Annotated in this window: 17 protein-coding genes; 16 read left to right on the top strand and 1 reads right to left on the bottom strand. The window is 53.1% G+C overall.

Annotated elements, in window-relative coordinates:
• Window positions 1-14 precede the first annotated feature (14 nt).
• The 5 genes from HMPREF9623_RS00690 to HMPREF9623_RS00705 all read left to right on the top strand — a co-directional run bounded on the left by HMPREF9623_RS00690 (window position 15) and on the right by HMPREF9623_RS00705 (window position 5,085).
• A complete protein-coding gene (locus HMPREF9623_RS00690) occupies window positions 15-1,073 on the top strand; it encodes a hypothetical protein (protein WP_009531963.1) in 1,059 nt (352 codons plus the stop codon).
• 710 nt (window positions 1,074-1,783) lie between these two features.
• On the top strand, window positions 1,784-2,311 hold the full coding sequence (locus HMPREF9623_RS12055; protein WP_009531964.1) for a Fic family protein: 528 nt from the start codon (window positions 1,784-1,786) through the stop codon (window positions 2,309-2,311).
• A gap of 69 nt (window positions 2,312-2,380) precedes the next feature.
• Window positions 2,381-2,770, top strand: coding sequence for a hypothetical protein (locus tag HMPREF9623_RS11405; RefSeq protein WP_154646078.1), 390 nt, complete (start codon window positions 2,381-2,383; stop codon window positions 2,768-2,770).
• 385 nt (window positions 2,771-3,155) lie between these two features.
• Entirely contained in the window at window positions 3,156-4,313 is a 1,158-nt protein-coding gene (locus tag HMPREF9623_RS00700; RefSeq protein WP_009531965.1) for an Mbeg1-like protein, read from the top strand.
• Between the two features lie 169 nt (window positions 4,314-4,482).
• Window positions 4,483-5,085 (top strand): class I SAM-dependent methyltransferase, encoded by a 603-nt coding sequence (locus HMPREF9623_RS00705; RefSeq protein WP_009531966.1) that lies wholly within the window; start codon window positions 4,483-4,485, stop codon window positions 5,083-5,085.
• Here the strand turns inward: HMPREF9623_RS00705 and HMPREF9623_RS00710 are convergent.
• The gene (locus HMPREF9623_RS00710; RefSeq protein WP_009531967.1) at window positions 5,082-5,585 is read right to left on the bottom strand and encodes an HD domain-containing protein; all 504 of its coding nucleotides are present in this window, start codon (window positions 5,583-5,585) and stop codon (window positions 5,082-5,084) included. The two genes, HMPREF9623_RS00705 and HMPREF9623_RS00710, sit on opposite strands and share 4 nt — an antisense overlap.
• 225 nt (window positions 5,586-5,810) lie before the next feature.
• On the opposite strand from HMPREF9623_RS00710, the gene HMPREF9623_RS00715 reads away from it, so the two are divergent.
• The 11 genes from HMPREF9623_RS00715 to HMPREF9623_RS00765 all read left to right on the top strand — a co-directional run bounded on the left by HMPREF9623_RS00715 (window position 5,811) and on the right by HMPREF9623_RS00765 (window position 16,084).
• The gene (locus tag HMPREF9623_RS00715) at window positions 5,811-6,080 is read left to right on the top strand and encodes an AtpZ/AtpI family protein (RefSeq protein WP_009531968.1); all 270 of its coding nucleotides are present in this window, start codon (window positions 5,811-5,813) and stop codon (window positions 6,078-6,080) included.
• Window positions 6,081-6,100: 20 nt separating this feature from the next.
• Window positions 6,101-6,535 (top strand): ATP synthase subunit I, encoded by a 435-nt coding sequence (locus tag HMPREF9623_RS00720; protein WP_009531969.1) that lies wholly within the window; start codon window positions 6,101-6,103, stop codon window positions 6,533-6,535.
• Window positions 6,536-6,538: 3 nt separating this feature from the next.
• Entirely contained in the window at window positions 6,539-7,300 is a 762-nt protein-coding gene (locus tag HMPREF9623_RS00725; RefSeq protein ID WP_009531970.1) for a F0F1 ATP synthase subunit A, read from the top strand.
• Window positions 7,301-7,340: 40 nt separating this feature from the next.
• The gene (gene atpE, locus HMPREF9623_RS00730; RefSeq protein WP_009531971.1) at window positions 7,341-7,622 is read left to right on the top strand and encodes an ATP synthase F0 subunit C; all 282 of its coding nucleotides are present in this window, start codon (window positions 7,341-7,343) and stop codon (window positions 7,620-7,622) included.
• A gap of 15 nt (window positions 7,623-7,637) precedes the next feature.
• Entirely contained in the window at window positions 7,638-8,141 is a 504-nt protein-coding gene (gene atpF / locus HMPREF9623_RS00735; protein ID WP_009531972.1) for a F0F1 ATP synthase subunit B, read from the top strand.
• Window positions 8,138-8,677: an ATP synthase F1 subunit delta gene (gene atpH, locus HMPREF9623_RS00740; RefSeq protein ID WP_009531973.1), complete on the top strand. Its 540-nt coding sequence runs from the start codon at window positions 8,138-8,140 to the stop codon at window positions 8,675-8,677. The genes atpF and atpH overlap by 4 nt, the downstream gene beginning before the upstream one ends.
• Window positions 8,678-8,692: 15 nt before the next feature.
• Window positions 8,693-10,234, top strand: a complete 1,542-nt coding sequence (gene atpA / locus HMPREF9623_RS00745) for a F0F1 ATP synthase subunit alpha (RefSeq protein WP_009531974.1) — start codon at window positions 8,693-8,695, stop codon at window positions 10,232-10,234.
• Between the two features lie 12 nt (window positions 10,235-10,246).
• Window positions 10,247-11,137, top strand: coding sequence for an ATP synthase F1 subunit gamma (atpG, locus tag HMPREF9623_RS00750; protein ID WP_009531975.1), 891 nt, complete (start codon window positions 10,247-10,249; stop codon window positions 11,135-11,137).
• Window positions 11,138-11,160: 23 nt separating this feature from the next.
• Window positions 11,161-12,570: a F0F1 ATP synthase subunit beta gene (gene atpD / locus HMPREF9623_RS00755; RefSeq protein ID WP_009531976.1), complete on the top strand. Its 1,410-nt coding sequence runs from the start codon at window positions 11,161-11,163 to the stop codon at window positions 12,568-12,570.
• A 12-nt stretch (window positions 12,571-12,582) separates the two neighbouring features.
• Complete coding sequence (atpC, locus tag HMPREF9623_RS00760) at window positions 12,583-12,999, top strand: ATP synthase F1 subunit epsilon (protein ID WP_009531977.1); 417 nt, start codon at window positions 12,583-12,585, stop codon at window positions 12,997-12,999.
• Between the two features lie 160 nt (window positions 13,000-13,159).
• The gene (locus HMPREF9623_RS00765; protein WP_009531978.1) at window positions 13,160-16,084 is read left to right on the top strand and encodes a DNA translocase FtsK; all 2,925 of its coding nucleotides are present in this window, start codon (window positions 13,160-13,162) and stop codon (window positions 16,082-16,084) included.

Raw genomic sequence — 16,084 nt, forward strand, 5'->3', positions numbered from 1 at the left:
TATTAAGAGCAATCATGAATGTAAGAAGGAGAATTTTTGGATATCTGCTGACCGAGTGGGGTGTCTTCTGTTTATGCCTGTTCATTGCAGAGCGGGTGACCGGGCAGGTCGTTCTGATAAGGTCAGTCAGACTGAAACTGGATGATTTTCTGTTCATCCTGCTGTGTCTTCTCTGTGCCGGTGCAGTTTCCTTTTTGATTCGTACATGGTGCAAAACGGTACGGAAGTCGGTAAAAGCATTGCTGGTCTGCGGCTGGATCGGGGTTATCTCCGGCCTGCTGTTGGGGAGTCTGATCTGGTTGGGACGTCATGCAGTTACGACCTGGCACGAATTCGATTCACCGGATCAGCAGTATTCGCTGGTCGCGGGAGAGTCTACATTTCTGCTCCTCGGCAATATCCGACTTTATGAACGGACTTCACCGATATTCATCAGGGAGCTGGATGCCACCCTATTCCCGGATGACGGCTTTGCTGCTATTGCAAGGGGTGCATATGAGATCTCCTGGGTAGGAGATGTGGTAACGTTGTCTGTCGATCAGAATTATGATGACCTGTGGGAGAGTGTGAAATTGGATATGGCAGATGACGGTAAAGTGCTGGCTTCATATAGCTATTATCCGGATGGCAGGCCTGACTGGCTGTATGAGCAGGAAAAAACCTCTGGAAATGAGGAAACAGAATCTGGAACAGCTGATGCTGAACAGGCAGATGAATATCCTGATGAAGGAGAGCTGCGGATTATTAACGGCCTGCTGGCTGTAGCACGTACAGTTGGTGATGCAGATGTAGATGAGGCGAATGTCACATATACCGCGAAAGGGACGCCGGAGTTCGTGATTTCATCAGATTCGGAGGCGTATACCTATATCCTGTATGATCGCGAATCCATGAATGGGAAATGTGCACTGTATGTACTCTATCAGTCAGCAACGGATAAGGAGGGAGATTCAGATCCGCAGATCATGGAGATGTACGCATATGAATACGCCAGTGGCAAAGTCATCATGGCAGGCAGACATGCCTGGAGTGATGTAGGTACAGATGAATACCGTGAAGCGACGGGAGAATAAAAAATACCAGTTTGTCGGAAGAAAACTGAATATGCTTTTACTGAGATCTCGCACCAGAAAAGGTTCGGGATCTTTTTTGCCCCGAAGGGGAGTGTGTAAAGAAATCTCTGTAAATAGGATTTCCTGTGTATTGACACTATCTGGCACTCGGCGATGATCGTGTGTCTTTTTTCGTTTGTCGGGTAAAAAGTCTCCCAAAGTAATTGGTTTTCTCCCAAAACGTTGATATAATTGGGAGCAAATAAAAGCGATTGGTAGAAAGAAAAAGACAAAAGACAATGAGAAAATTTGATTACTCCATATTAAAAGATAGAACATGGGATAATGGAATACTGTCATATGTCTCACAGACACAGGAATATAAAGGCAAGCAGAAATATTTACAAAGCAGAAGCCGAGGGAGCTTAAACGCCTTATTGAGATAGCCGGAATACAGAGTACGGAAAGCTCTAACCGTATTGAAGGGATTGTAACAACCAATCCAAGGTTAAAACAGCTTACGGACGATAAGACCACGCCAAGAAATCGTGATGAAGAGGAAATTCTCGGCTATCGGAATGTTTTAGCTTTGGTGCATGAAGATTATAATGCCATACCGGTAAGACCTAACTACATCCTGCAGATGCATAGGGATTTGCTGCGGTTTACAAATCTATCATATGGCGGGAGCTTTAAAACTGCGCCAAATGAAATAGACAGGGTTCTTGGCAATGGAAAGAAAGATACTGGTTCCGTGTTTTATACTGGATTTTCTCTGCATTCATCCATTTAATGACGGAAACGGAAGAATGAGCAGACTTCTTACGCTGCTCCTGCTTTATCGCAGCGGATATATGGTCGGACAGTATATCAGTATCGAAAAGGCCATTGCGGATACAAAAGGGTCGTATTACAAGGCCTTGGCGGATGCCGACAAACTGTGGCATGAAGAAAAGAATGATCCGAAGCCTTTTATAAAATATATGCTGGGTGTTATACTTGCCTGCTACAGGGAATTTGAGGCGCGAGTGACTATTGCGGAAAAAAGCGGGGGTAGAAGCACATCTTATGATATCGTAAAGGAATTTGTGCTGAATAAAATCGGTACATTTACGAAGCAGGAAGCAATGATGGCCTGTCCGAGTCTCGGAAGCTCCTCCGTGGAATCAGCCCTAAAAAAACTGGTCGAGGATGGAACCCTGACTCGATTGGGAGCAGGAAGAAAAACGCACTATGTCCGATCGGATGCTGCCATCTGAAATAGAAATATAAGAGGCGGTCAAGAGGTTATCGGGCTCTGATAACTTTGAAGTTGTAGAGGTGATACGGTGTTATTTCACATTTTTAATTCTCAGGAGGAACGAAGGAACTATGGTGGTTCTGCATTCGTTGAAATACAATTTTGTAAGTTACCAAGTGGAACTGCCACAGATAGATTAGTTGCAGTTGATAGTATAAATAACTGGCAAGATGATTCTTTGTATATAGATGACGAAAATGTATTTTACAAAGAATACAGTAGTGTTTTTGATTGTGGTATATATAACAATTTGAAGTGCGGAACGGTAGATGTATACGGAATCAACTACTATGCACCAGCTTTAATAGATTCTATTATAGAAAGACTTCGTAGAGAAAAACCGGTAGATTATGAAGTATTGATAGAATGGCTGATTAAGTCAAGAAGATATAACGGATTCTACATTTTAGGGTTATAAACAACTTCCAGTTTATCGAGCTGAAAGTCACCTGTGGACAACTTCCCTCAAAGCGATTTCCGTGGATGGTTTCTAAACACAAAAATATTGAAAACCTCTGACATCAACGGCGTTGTCCTACGACACTTGGAGTGCTTGGCATTGCTAGAAAAGAAGTCATAAGAATAAAGAACTGCTGAAGCAGAATAGCCTCCCGCCGTCTCTTAAAAGAGAGAATGGCGGGAGGTCTTTTTATGGCGAGAAACGTAGAAGTCCGGATAAGCTTTGCGCCTGTAAGCCGAAAGAGGGCTGATCGGCGGGGCCCTTTCCCAAAGAAACTAAATGAGCAGTGGATGAAATTCCGACGGCTCTTTCGTATAATGAATGAGAATAGAGGTGAAATCATATGGAACTCATGGATTATTTAAAATGGAGAAATGACGTAAGTTTTAGTGCAGCGCCGTTTAATGAAATCGACAATGTGCTTTTGTCTTATCTCGCCTATGCGGACTTCGGCGAGCTCTTGCAGGAAGAGAAGCGGCGTGTGAGCATCGAAACCTGTTTGAAACGCTTTTGCAAAAAACACGACTTGGCAGAAGTGCGGAAGAGTAAGCTCTTTATCGAGAGAGCGCCGCTGTTACTCGAAGACATGGTACGCGGGGCACGCTTCCGGGGAACCAAAGTCGTGCACTTCAGAGAGGTCTTTGACAAGGAAAAGGTGCAGCAGTTCGCGGCGCTCGTCTTTTTGCTTCCGGACGGGACCAGGTATGTCTCGTTTCGCGGCACGGATTTAAGTATCACCGGTTGGAAAGAGGACTTTTTGATGAGCTTTACCGCGGAGACCGAGGGCGCCAAGGAGGCGGTTTCCTATCTGAACGAAGTGGCAGCCTGTGTTGAGGGTGACTTAATCCTCGGAGGACACTCAAAGGGCGGCAACTTTGCGATGTTCGCGGCTGCTTTCTGCGATGATGCGGTCAAAGAGCGGATACTGAAAGTCTATAACAACGACGGCCCCGGCTTTCGGGAAGAGATTGTGCGCTCGGCAGCGTACCGAGAGCTGTTGCCGAAGATTACCAACATAGTCCCGCAGACCTCTATCATAGGCCGCTTGCTTTCGAACGAGGCGGCGCATACCGTCGTAAAGAGTACTGCCGCAGGTATCTTTCAGCACGATGTGACGACATGGGAAGTGACCAAGGACAAATTTGTCCGCGCGGAACCGGATGCCTTCAGTGATTTTGTCGAGAAATCACTCGGAACCTGGCTCGAAACCATGGACGACGAGGCGCGGAAATCTCTGGTTGAGACGGTCTTCTCCATGATTGAGATGACGGAGGCAGAGACCTTCGTGGAATTCGGAGAGAATCTATTCAAGAATACCGGGCTCATCATAAAGGGGTTTGGGAAGCTTCCGAAAGAGAAGCGGAGTGAACTGACCGCGGCGCTCGGGGGCCTCGCCGAGGCGGGCAGAGCAACCGTGCTCGACAAGATACCCAAAATCACCTTGCCCGGCGTGGAAGCAAAGTCTCGTTCGGAAGCAGAAGAGCGAAGTGGAGAAAATTGATTTATATGATGGCGTTCACGCGGCTTAGTTTGTGCTCAGCACGATAATCCGTATCGGAGAGTGTGTGCCGAGATAAGAACAAACTTTGCGTAAATCTTGCGCTTTCAGTGGATTCGTGTCTATAGTAGTTACAGATAACCTTGTTTTCGCGTTCGGAAAGGAGGGGCGGATGAAAGGGAAAATCTGGGATCTGTATGCACCTATCTACAGCCGGGCCATGCGGGCGGAGGAGAGAAGCTATGCGTTTCTGTATCGCCGCATTGCGAAGCTGGTTCGCGCAAAGGAAGTGCTGGAGCTTGCCACCGGGCCCGGTGTGCTCGCGAAGCGCATAGCGCCGGTTACCAAGCGCATGCTCGCGACGGATTATTCGGAGGGCATGATTGCGGAAGCAAAAAAAGGCATCTGCCCGAAAAACTTGCGCTTTGAGGTGGCGGATGCCCTATCCCTGCCCTATGCGGACGCGAGCTTCGATGCTGTGATCATTGTGAATGCCCTGCATCTTTTGCCGGAGCCGGAGTTCGCCCTGCGGGAAATAGCCCGCGTGTTGCGCCCGGACGGTATTTTGATTGCCCCGAATTTTGTGAAGAAACGAGAGCACTTTGTCGGTCGTTGCTGGGAAGCTGTTCTGGGGCTAGTCGGTGTGCGGTTCGAGCATCAGTGGACGGCGGGGGAATATCTTGCTTTTTTCAGAGATAATGGTTGGGAGCTGCTGTTTTATAAGGAAACGCAGGCGAGAATGCCCTTTCTCTATGTAGAATGTGGGAGAAGTTAAGAATGGGAGGAGAGGTGTAGCATAGTCTTTGCCTCTTCGATGCCGCTCTTAGTGCGGAAGACAGACTTAAGAGCCTGTCTCACGGCAGAGGGCGGCGTGTGATTTTCGAGCGCGTTTGCAATATAGTCGGCCTCGAGGAGTATCTGATAGTCTGTGCCGTTGACCGCATCGTAACTGTGGTGATGTCCGACCAGAAAAACGATGCGCTCTAACAATTCGCCCGGGATCCCGGCGTCCCGTAAAAAAGCGCGCACCAGAACAGCGCCTTCGCGCTCCTGGTTCTTGCCGTCGGTATTGCCGTATTTTTCGCGGCAGAGCGGGCAGGCAATGTCATGTGTGATGGCCGCGACCTCCAGTACATAGCGCTCGCGCTTTGAGAGGCATTCGCCGTCGGCAATGTCCCGCGCATAGCCCCAGACGCGGAGAAAATGGTCGATGTCATGCAAATTTCCCTTTGAGTAGTAGGCCATATCCCGTGCGATTTCTTTGACTGTTTTCATCCGTGAGTACCTCCGCATTGTTCTTGTATGCATTTTGGAACAAAGCACGAAAAAAGTCCAGTGCTTCCGCAGAAAGCACTGTCAAATGGTTGTTTTTAACACTCTGCCGAAAAAGTGGGGAAGGATGACAGTGTCAATTAGTCAACATTACCTTGACAAATGTGCCAATCGGTGATAAAGTGAGCGCGTATTTTATTGTTCCGGTGTTGTGAAGAGAGGCAGGAAATGAGGCATCGTTCTGAGATTATGCAAAACCTTTTGCTGCTGAGCCAGTTCGGTCTTTCTCTCGCGGCGCCGCTTCTTTTATGCCTTTTTTTCTGTCACTATCTGGTTGCACGCTGGCAGGTCGGCGCGTGGGTGTATATTCCGGGCTTTTTCTTTGGGCTCGGCGGCTCCTTCACGACGGCATGGAAACTGTATCGGCGGGAATGTGAGCGGACAGAACAGGAAGAGAAGGAAAAGGAAACGCGTATTGCGAGCAATGACCATCGCTGACCGGGAAAAGGAGCAGAACTATGAAGGTACAGGAAGCTGTCCGGCGTGAGACGGGGAGAGTGGCACTCCATGTAGTGTTCATGACTCTTGTCATGCTGGCCGTTTTTTTTGCGCTACACCTGGCATTTCCGAAGAAAATCGGCTTTTCTTACGGCACAGTTTTCTCTGCCTTGCTGGGCGCAGCGGTGGGGATATTAAACTTCTTTCTGATGGGACTCACGGTGCAACACGTCGCAGGTCTCGAAGATCCCAAGGAGGCAAAGCGGTTCATGCAGAAATCCTATGTGAATCGCAATACCTTGCAGATTGTGTGGATGATATTGGCGGTGGCAGTGCCTGTCATTCATCCGGTCGCGGGTATTCTGCCGCTGTTTTTCCCGGGGTTTTCCGTGCGGCTGCAAGGCATCTTCCCGCCGAAGGAAGAGCAGAAAACCAAACAAGGGGGTGAGATCTAAGCTATGAATTTTGATATTTCCGGCGCAAAGATTTTCTTCCGCATTCCGACACATCTGCCGCTCATCGGTGACATTGTTGTCTCGGAGACGGTGGTTGTCTCCTGGCTGGTGATGCTGATTATCACGGGACTCTGTATTTTTCTGACCCGCGATTTAAAGGTGGAGCACATCGGAAAACGGCAGGCACTCGCAGAGCTCATTGTGGAGAGTGCGGAAAATCTGGTGCGGAACAACACGGGCGGAAACAAGTTCGACTATCTGATTCCGTTTGTCGGCGCGTTGTTTTCCACGAGTGTGATTTCGAACCTGATCAGTCTCGTCGGACTCAGAAGTCCGACGGCCGATTTGTCGGTTGAAGCAGCCTGGGCCGTGACGGTATTCACGATGATTACACTGAATAAAATCAAGGCGGGCGGTTTGCTCGGCTATCTGAAGGGCTTCACGACGCCGATTCCGGTGATGACACCGTTTAACATTCTCTCCGAGATTGCAACGCCGATCAGTATGGCGTGCCGTCACTTCGGCAATGTGCTCTCGGGCGTGGTCATCAACGGACTGATTTATGCGGCGCTCGGCGTTGCCTCTGCGGCACTCTTCGGATTAATTCCGGGAGCGGTCGGAGACTTCCTCTCGCACATCCCGATTCTCGCAGTCGGACTTCCGGCCATCATGTCGTTCTACTTTGACTGGTTTTCCGGTATCATGCAGGCATTTATTTTTACCATGCTAACCATTATGTACATTGCGAATGCGTCCGAAGGGTAAGGCGGCATTTGCAATCACCAACATTTAGGAGGATAGAGTCATGACAGATTTTCAGTTTCTTGCAAGAGGTATCGCGCTCATGGGTTGCGGCATCGGTGCGGGTTGCGCACTGATCGCCGGTATCGGACCCGGTATCGGTGAGGGCAACGCTGTCGCAAAGGCACTGGAGGCCATCGGCCGTCAGCCGGAGTGCAAGGGCGATGTGACGAGCACCATGCTTCTCGGCTGCGCTATCGCAGAGACCACGGGTATTTACGGTTTCGTCACGGGCCTGCTTCTGATCTTCGTGGCACCGGGCATGTTCATGAATTTCCTGAAGTAAATCGGGAGGAGCGGAATGGATACACAGGCACTGGTAACCATCGTGCCTTCGACCTTTATTCTGACCATCCTGAATCTCTTCATTCAGATGTTTCTGATGAAGAAGTTCCTGTTCAAACCCATTCGGCGCGTCCTCGAAGAGCGCCAGAAGCGGGCGGATCAGAACATACGGGCAGCGGAACAGGAAAAGGCCGAGGCAGAGGCTGTCAAGGCAGAGTATACAAAGAATATGGCGCAGGCGCGCGAAGAGGCGGCCGGCATACTGGAGCGCGCAAAGCAGGATGCTTCGCAGCAGGCAGATGCTCTGCTTGCAAGTGCGAGAACCGAGGCGCAGTCGCTGAAAACGAAGGCGGAAAATGATATCCGCCAGGAGAAAAAGCGCGTTCTCAATGAGGCGAAGGATGAAATTGGCGGCCTTGCGATGGACATTGCAGGGCAGGTGATAGAGCGGGAGGTTCATGAGGCGGATCACCGCGCACTGATTGATGATTTTCTGCAGAAGGTTGAGGATGCGTCATGATGCGCGTTGCAGAGCTCTATGGCGGGAGCCTCTATGATCTTGCGGCAGAGGAGCAGCAGGAACAGGAGATTTTGGCTGAGATGAAGGGCGTGCAGGCTCTGTTTCACGAAAATCCGAAGTATGCCGCACTGCTCTCCGAGCCGAGCATCCCGAAGGAGAAGCGCTTAGAGCTCCTCGATCAGGCGTTCCGCGGTGAAATCAGACCCTATCTTCTGAATTTCTTAAAGCTCATTACCGAGAGGGAGCTGTTGTCTCAGTATGGGGGCATGTGCCGCGCCTATGAGCGCCGTTTCAACGCAGCGCACAATATTGTCGCAGCGACTGTGCGCACAGCTGTGCCGCTTGACCAGGAAGAGCGCGATAGGCTGAAAGAAGCGCTGGGGAAGCGGAGTGGAAAACAAGTGGTGCTGCGGGAGATGCTCGATGCAAGTCTGCTCGGCGGCATTGTGGTTGAGATCGACGGAAAGACTCTGGACGGCAGCGTCGCGGGTCGTCTCCTCGAGATTCGCAAAAAAGTGGAAGAAATAGTACTGTAAAAAGGTGGGCATAGAATGGAATTAAAGTCAGAAAAGATCTCTGAGGTCATTCGAAGCCAGATTAAATACTACGAGAATGCCATCATTCAGAACGAGACCGGGACAGTGCTCACGGTCGGAGACGGTATTGCGAGAGTTTCCGGACTTTATAACTGCATGTCCGGTGAACTCCTCGAATTTCAGGATGGTAGCTTCGGTATGGCACAGAATCTGGAGGAAAACAGCGTCTCGGCGGTTTTGTTCGGCTCGGACGTCGGCGTTCAGGAGGGGCAGGCTGTAAAACGCACGGGTCGTGTGGTCTCAGTCCCGGTCGGAGAGGCGCTCCTTGGTCGCGTGGTCAATGCAATCGGCCAGCCGATTGACGGCGCAGGCCCGATTGATAGCAAAGAATATCGCGCGGTCGAGAGCCCGGCGCCCGGCATCATTGACCGTCAGCCGGTCAAAGAGCCAATGCAGACAGGCATCAAAGCCATTGATTCGATGATTCCGATTGGTCGCGGTCAGCGTGAATTGATCATTGGCGACCGCCAGACCGGAAAGACGACCATTGCATTGGATACAATTCTGAATCAGAAGGGCAAGGATGTCATCTGCATTTATGTCGCAATCGGACAGAAGCGTTCCACCGTCACAGCACTGGTGAATACGCTCAAAGAGGCGGGCGCGATGGACTACACGATTGTCGTCGCGGCAACGGCTTCGGAGCCGAGCCCCCTGCAGTACATTGCGCCGTATGCGGGCTGCGCGATGGGCGAGTATTTTATGAACCGCGGTCAGCATGTGCTGATTGTCTACGATGACCTCTCGAAGCACGCGGTTGCATACCGCGCAATTTCGCTGCTGATTCGCCGCCCGCCGGGCCGTGAGGCATACCCGGGCGATGTCTTCTACCTGCACTCGCGTCTGTTAGAGCGCGCGGCAAAGCTCTCGGCGGACAAGGGCGCGGGTTCGATGACGGCGCTGCCGATTATCGAGACGCAGGCGGGCGATGTCTCGGCCTACATTCCGACCAACGTGATTTCGATTACCGACGGTCAGATTTTCCTCGAGACAGAGCTCTTCCACAGCGGCGTTATGCCGGCTGTGAATCCAGGTATCTCGGTGTCGCGCGTCGGCGGCAACGCGCAGGTCAAGGCAATGAAAAAGGTCGCCGGAACCTTGAAGCTCATTTACTCGCAGTTTCGTGAATTGCAGAGCTTTGCCCAGTTCGGTTCGGATCTGGATGCAGACACCAAGGCGCGTCTCGCACAGGGAGAGCGCATTGTGGAAGTCCTGAAGCAGGGAAAGTCAACGCCGATTCCGGTTGAAAAACAGGTCGCGATTCTCTATGCAGTTGTCAATCACATTTTGACGCCGGTTCCAGTCGAAAAAATCAGGGAATTTGAAGCGGTATTGTACCGCTTCCTCGACAGAGATCCGGACGGTGTCGCTGTTATGGAGGAAATCCGGCAAAATGGAGCCTATAGCGCGGAGGGAGAAGAGCGATTGAAGCAGGCGCTTCAGCGCTGCGTCGAGGAGTTCCTGCAGAGTGAGCAGACGAGCAAAGCGCAGGCTTAACAGGAGGAGACGATGGCTGCAGCAAATATGAAGTCCGTCAAACTCCGGATTAAAAGCATACAGAATACCATGCAGATCACGAAGGCGATGGAACTGGTCGCATCTTCGAAACTGCGGAGAGCCAAGGAAAAGGCGGAGGCCAGCGCGCCATATTTTTCAGCGCTTCGGCAGACCCTGATCAATATTGCCGCGGAAAATACGGATTATACCAGCGTTTATGCGCGGAAAAATCAAAGCCATAGGCATTGCTATGTGCTAATTGCAGGTGATCGCGGCATGGCGGGCGGCTACAATGCCAATCTGTTTCGCGCTTTTGAGACGGAGAGCAGAGAAAAGGAATTCGCAGTGCTTCCGCTTGGCAGAAAGGCGCGGGATTATGTCGCGCAGAAGAGGCTCGAATGCCTGGAAAGCGAGAAGATGATGGTCGCTTCCATCCGCGTCTCGGACTGCTATGCAGTCGCAAGACGGCTCTGCGCGTTGTTTCGCACAGGAGAGTTTGGACATATTTCGCTTTTTTATACCGATTTTGTCTCTCTGATGAAGCAGGAGCCAGGTTCTTCCAGTCTGCTGCCGCTTGTTGATTTCAAAAATGAAGACTGTGCAATCTGCGGCAAAGAAGGAGAAGAGAAAAAGAGAGCGCAGAATTTGATTCTCTATGAGCCGAGTGCAGAGGAAGTCTATGACGCCATTGTGCCGGAGTATCTCGCGGGATTGCTCTACAGTGCCGTTGCGAGTTCGCTCGCGAGTGAATATGCGGCGCGCCGCACAGCCATGGAGGCGGCGACGGACAATGCCGGAGAAATGATTGATAAACTGAGCCTCTACTATAACCGCGCGCGCCAGGCGAGCATCACACAGGAGATCACAGAAATTGTCAGCGGCGCAGAGGGCAGCAATGGATAAGCGCTTATGAAGGAGAAGCTTTGATGAGTGAGCAGCATGTAGGTAAAGTCGTACAGGTGACGGGCGCTGTGCTAGATGTCCGCTTTGCGGAGGGAGAACTTCCGGCGCTCCTCCATGCGATTGAAGTAGATATGCCGGAGGACAAAAAACTCATTGCGGAGGTGGCACAGCAGATCGGCGATGACACCGTCCGCTGCGTTGCGATGAGTTCGACCGACGGTCTGGTGCGCGGCGCCGCCGCTCGCGACTTAAACGGTCCCATCACAGTGCCGGTCGGCGATGCGTGTCTTGGCCGTGTTTTTAACCTGCTCGGCGAGACAGTTGACAACGGACCGGCCGTGGAGACGACAGAGCGCCGCAGCATTCACCGCCCGGCACCTTCGTTTGAAGAGCAGACACCGGCAACGGAAATTCTGGAGACCGGTATCAAGGTTGTTGACCTGATCTGCCCCTATGCAAAGGGCGGCAAGATCGGTCTGTTTGGCGGCGCGGGCGTTGGCAAAACTGTCCTCATTATGGAATTGATTCACAATGTCGCGACGGCACACGGCGGCATTTCGGTCTTTACAGGCGTCGGCGAGCGAACGAGAGAGGGAAATGATCTCTACGGCGAAATGAAGGAGAGCGGCGTTCTCGAAAAGACCGCCCTGGTCTACGGACAGATGAATGAACCGCCGGGTGCAAGAATGCGCGTGGGTCTCTCAGGCCTCACGATGGCGGAGTATTTCCGCGATGAGAGAAATCAGGATGTGCTTCTCTTCATCGACAACATTTTCCGCTTTACCCAGGCGGGTTCCGAGGTGTCGGCGCTGCTCGGACGCATGCCATCTGCCGTCGGGTATCAGCCGACGCTCGCGACGGATATGGGCGCGCTGCAGGAGCGCATCACTTCGACCAGAAAGGGATCCATCACTTCGGTGCAGGCAGTTTATGTCCCGGCTGATGACCTGACGGATCCGGCACCGGCGACCACGTTCACACATCTGGATGCAACAACAGTGCTCTCGCGCGATATCGCGAGCAAGGGCATTTATCCGGCCGTGGATCCGCTTGATTCGACAAGCCGCATTTTGACACCAGAAGTCGTTGGGGAAGAGCACTATAAGATTGCGAGGGACGTGCAGGAAGTTCTGCAGCGCTACAAGGAACTGCAGGATATCATTGCAATCATGGGCATGGATGAGCTTTCGGAGGCGGATAAGGTCACAGTATTCCGCGCCCGTAAGATTCAGAACTTTCTCTCGCAGAGCTTCTCGGTCGCAGAGCAGTTCACGGGGTTGAAGGGCAAGTACGTTCCTTTAAGGGAGACGCTTCGCGGTTTCCGCATGATCCTGAACGGCGAGTGCGATGAGCTCCCCGAGAGCGCTTTCCTGCTGATCGGCGGCATTGATGAGGCTTTCGAGAAGGCAAAGGCGTTAAAGAACGCGCAGTAAGGAGGAGAGCGCATGGCGAACTTCCATTTGGAAATTGTCACGCTGGACGGGCAAAAATACGCGGGTGAGGTGGAGCAGCTCATGCTTCGCAGCATTACGGGTGACATTGCAATCCTCGCGCATCACACGAACTACTGCACAGCGGTCGGAATGGGGACTGCTAAAGTGCATTTTCCGGACGGCACCGTTCGGGAGGCGGCTTGCGTCGGCGGTATGCTCTCTGTGATGGATGGCATTTGCCGGCTCCTGCCTACAACCTTTGAGTGGAGCGATGAAATTGATCTGGTGCGCGCGGAGGAGGCGAAGCGGCGTGCGGAAGAGCTTCTCAAGGAGAAGCTCTCGGAGGAAGCGCGGATACAGGCGCGTGCCAGGTTATATCGCGCGCTGATCCGCATTCAGACAGCGGGACAGCCGAAGCTCAAATTGTGAGCGGCGGTGATTGGAAAAGGCAATTGGAAAAATGAATTTGACAGGGGAGTCTGTCGCAGAGAGCAAAGGCGTTCTGTGACAGATTCCCCTGCTTGTGTTATACTGTAAGTTCAGGATTCCTATTAAATCGAACGCAGGTTCACGGAGAGGAGGGGCGATTTTGGCGCAGAAAAAGGGCGGAAGCAGGCGGCGTACCGCGACAACGGCAAAAAACAGAAAACGGAGCAGCGCGACTGTGCGGAAAAAGCGGCAGTCGGCAGCGGAGCAACCTTTATTTTTGCGGGAGGAAGCCCTGCCTCTTTTGTTCGGTCTTCTGGCGGTCCTTTTGCTGCTCAGCAATTTCGGACTCTGCGGCGCGCTCGGTGCCGTGCTTCGCGATGTGCAGCTGGGGCTCTTTGGCAGTCCGGGGCTCTTGTTTCCGCTGTTGCTCTGCGGGATCGTGATTTACAGCCCGCTCTCGGGCGACAAGGAGCGGGCGCTCCAGAAAAACACGGCACTTCTTCTCTCATATGTATTTCTGATTGTATTGGTACATCTGCTGCAGGGGACAGAGGGCGGCGATCTCGCCTATCTCTATGCCGGCAAGCGGGGCGGCGGCGCCGTCGGCGGGCTGCTCGCCGGAGCACTCCGCACGGTCCTGGGGCAGGTCGGCGCTGTGCTGATTGTATTGGTGCTCCTGATTCTCTGCCTCTCGTATATCACGGAAAAATCGTTTGTCGCGCTCGTACAGCGCTATAGCGGCAAGGCCTATGTGCGCACCCGCGAAGAGCTTGCGAGACGCCGCGCAGAGAGAGATCAGCGAGAGGCTGCGCTCTCGGCGGAAGTTGCGGCGCGGCTCGAAGAGCTCGAAGCCGAGAAGGCGGCTTTGGAGGCCGGAAATCCGGTCACTGAGAACAGCGAGGCGGCGAAGACAGAGACAGCTCCCGCACCCAGAACGTCCTGGAGAAAAATGATTGACGCCATACAGCCGGACAAGCAGACAACGGAAGAAGAGGCGGATACGCTGCCGCGCGAGGTCATACGGACGGAGATCACGGATGACTGGGAGGAGCGTCGGAGTGCAAGGCGGGAATTCCGCGAAGAAGACGAGCCGGAAGTGTTGCATTTTTCGCGGGACGTATATTCACCGGAAGAGCCCGTGACAGAGGAGGCGCCTGCCGCACCGCCGACGCCGGACCTGTACGCGGACGGCGACCCCGCCCTTCTCGAGGCACTGCGCCGTGCGGATGAAATTTTAAGACGGGATGACAGCCCTTCCGAAGAGACAGCGGTTTCACGGAAAGAAGAGATGTATGACGAACCGACATATGACGAAGCGGTCTCTTTCGGTGAGGTATACGAGGCGCCGGAGACAGAGCTGAGCGAAGCCGAAAAGGCAGAGAAACTCGCGCAGATTGAAAAGAGTGAGGCTGCCGAGTGGAACCGGGACGAGGAGGAGATACCGCGCTCCATCGAAATTGCCGAGGCCGAGCCGCTGCGTCCCCTTTCGTTCCGAACGGAAGAAAGCAGTGTCGCGACAGGCATAGCGTCGGCTAGGACAGCGATGCCGCGGCAGGAGACAGCCGTGCGGCAGCAGAGCGCGGACAGACAAGTCAGCGCACCGAAGAGACCGGCGCCGCCGAAAAAGTACAAGACGCCGCCGCTTGACCTTCTCGAAAAAGGCAAGGAAAAGCGGCAGGAGAGCGACCTCGAGTACAGGACAACGGCGCTGAAACTCGAGGAGACCCTCCACAATTTCGGCGTCGATGTCAAAGTCACGAACTTCAGTTGCGGTCCGGCCGTGACGCGCTATGAGCTTCTGCCCGCGCAGGGCGTCAAGGTCGGGCGTATTGTGGCGCTCGCCGATGACATTAAGCTCAGTCTCGCGGCGGCGGATATTCGCATCGAGGCGCCGATTCCCGGCAAGTCCGCAGTCGGCATCGAAGTGCCGAACAAGGAGAACAATACGGTCTATCTCCGGGATCTCCTGGAGAGCGAGCGCTTTAAAAAGGCGAACGGCAAGATCAGTTTCGCGGTCGGCAAGGACATTGCGGGACAGACTGTGGTCACAGACATTGCAAAGATGCCGCATCTCCTGATTGCCGGTGCGACCGGCTCCGGTAAGTCGGTCTGTATCAACACGTTGATTATGAGCATCCTCTACCGTTATCGGCCGGAGGAAGTGAAGCTCATCATGATAGATCCGAAGGTCGTGGAACTCTCGGTCTACAACGGCATCCCGCATCTCCTGATTCCGGTCGTCACGGACCCGAAGAAGGCAGCGGGCGCGCTCAACTGGGCAGTTGCCGAGATGACGGATCGCTATCGGAAATTTGCGGAGACCGGCGTTCGCGACCTGCGGGGCTATAACGAGAGAATCCGGGCAGCCGCGGCGAGCGGAACCGTGAATCAGGAGGATTTGCCGACGCCGTTACCCCAGCTCGTCATCATCATCGATGAGCTTGCCGACCTCATGATGGTCTCCAAAAATGAAGTGGAAGAGGCTATCTGCCGCATCGCGCAGCTCGCTCGTGCGGCCGGCATGCATCTCGTAATCGCAACCCAGCGGCCGAGTGTCAATGTCATCACCGGCCTCATCAAGGCAAATATTCCGTCCCGCATCGCGTTCGCGGTCTCCTCGGGTATCGACTCGCGGACCATTCTGGACGGCGTCGGCGCGGAAAAACTGCTCGGAAAGGGTGATATGCTCTTTTTCCCGCAGGGAATCCCGAAGCCGGTGCGCGTGCAGGGCGCCTTTGTCTCGGATCAGGAAGTGCAGAAGGCGGTCGAATTCATCCGGGAAGAGGAAATTCCGCTCTCGTATTCGGAAGAGATTGAGGATAAGATTTTGCGCTCGGGTGACAGTCCGGCGGTCCAGGCTGCCGACAGCGGACGAGATCCGCTCTTTTTCCAGGCGGGGCGTTTTGTGATTGAGAAGAACAAGGCTTCGATCGGAAATCTGCAGCGTATGTTTAAAATCGGTTTTAACCGCGCGGCGCGCATCATGGATCAGCTCGCGGCGGCGGGTGTGGTCGGCGAAGAGCAGGGCACCAAGCCTCGTGAGTTGCTGATGAGCATGGAAGAGTTTGAAGCAATGGAGCAATGA

The organism is Stomatobaculum longum, from assembly GCA_000242235.1.
Classification (GTDB): domain Bacteria; phylum Bacillota; class Clostridia; order Lachnospirales; family Lachnospiraceae; genus Moryella; species Moryella longum.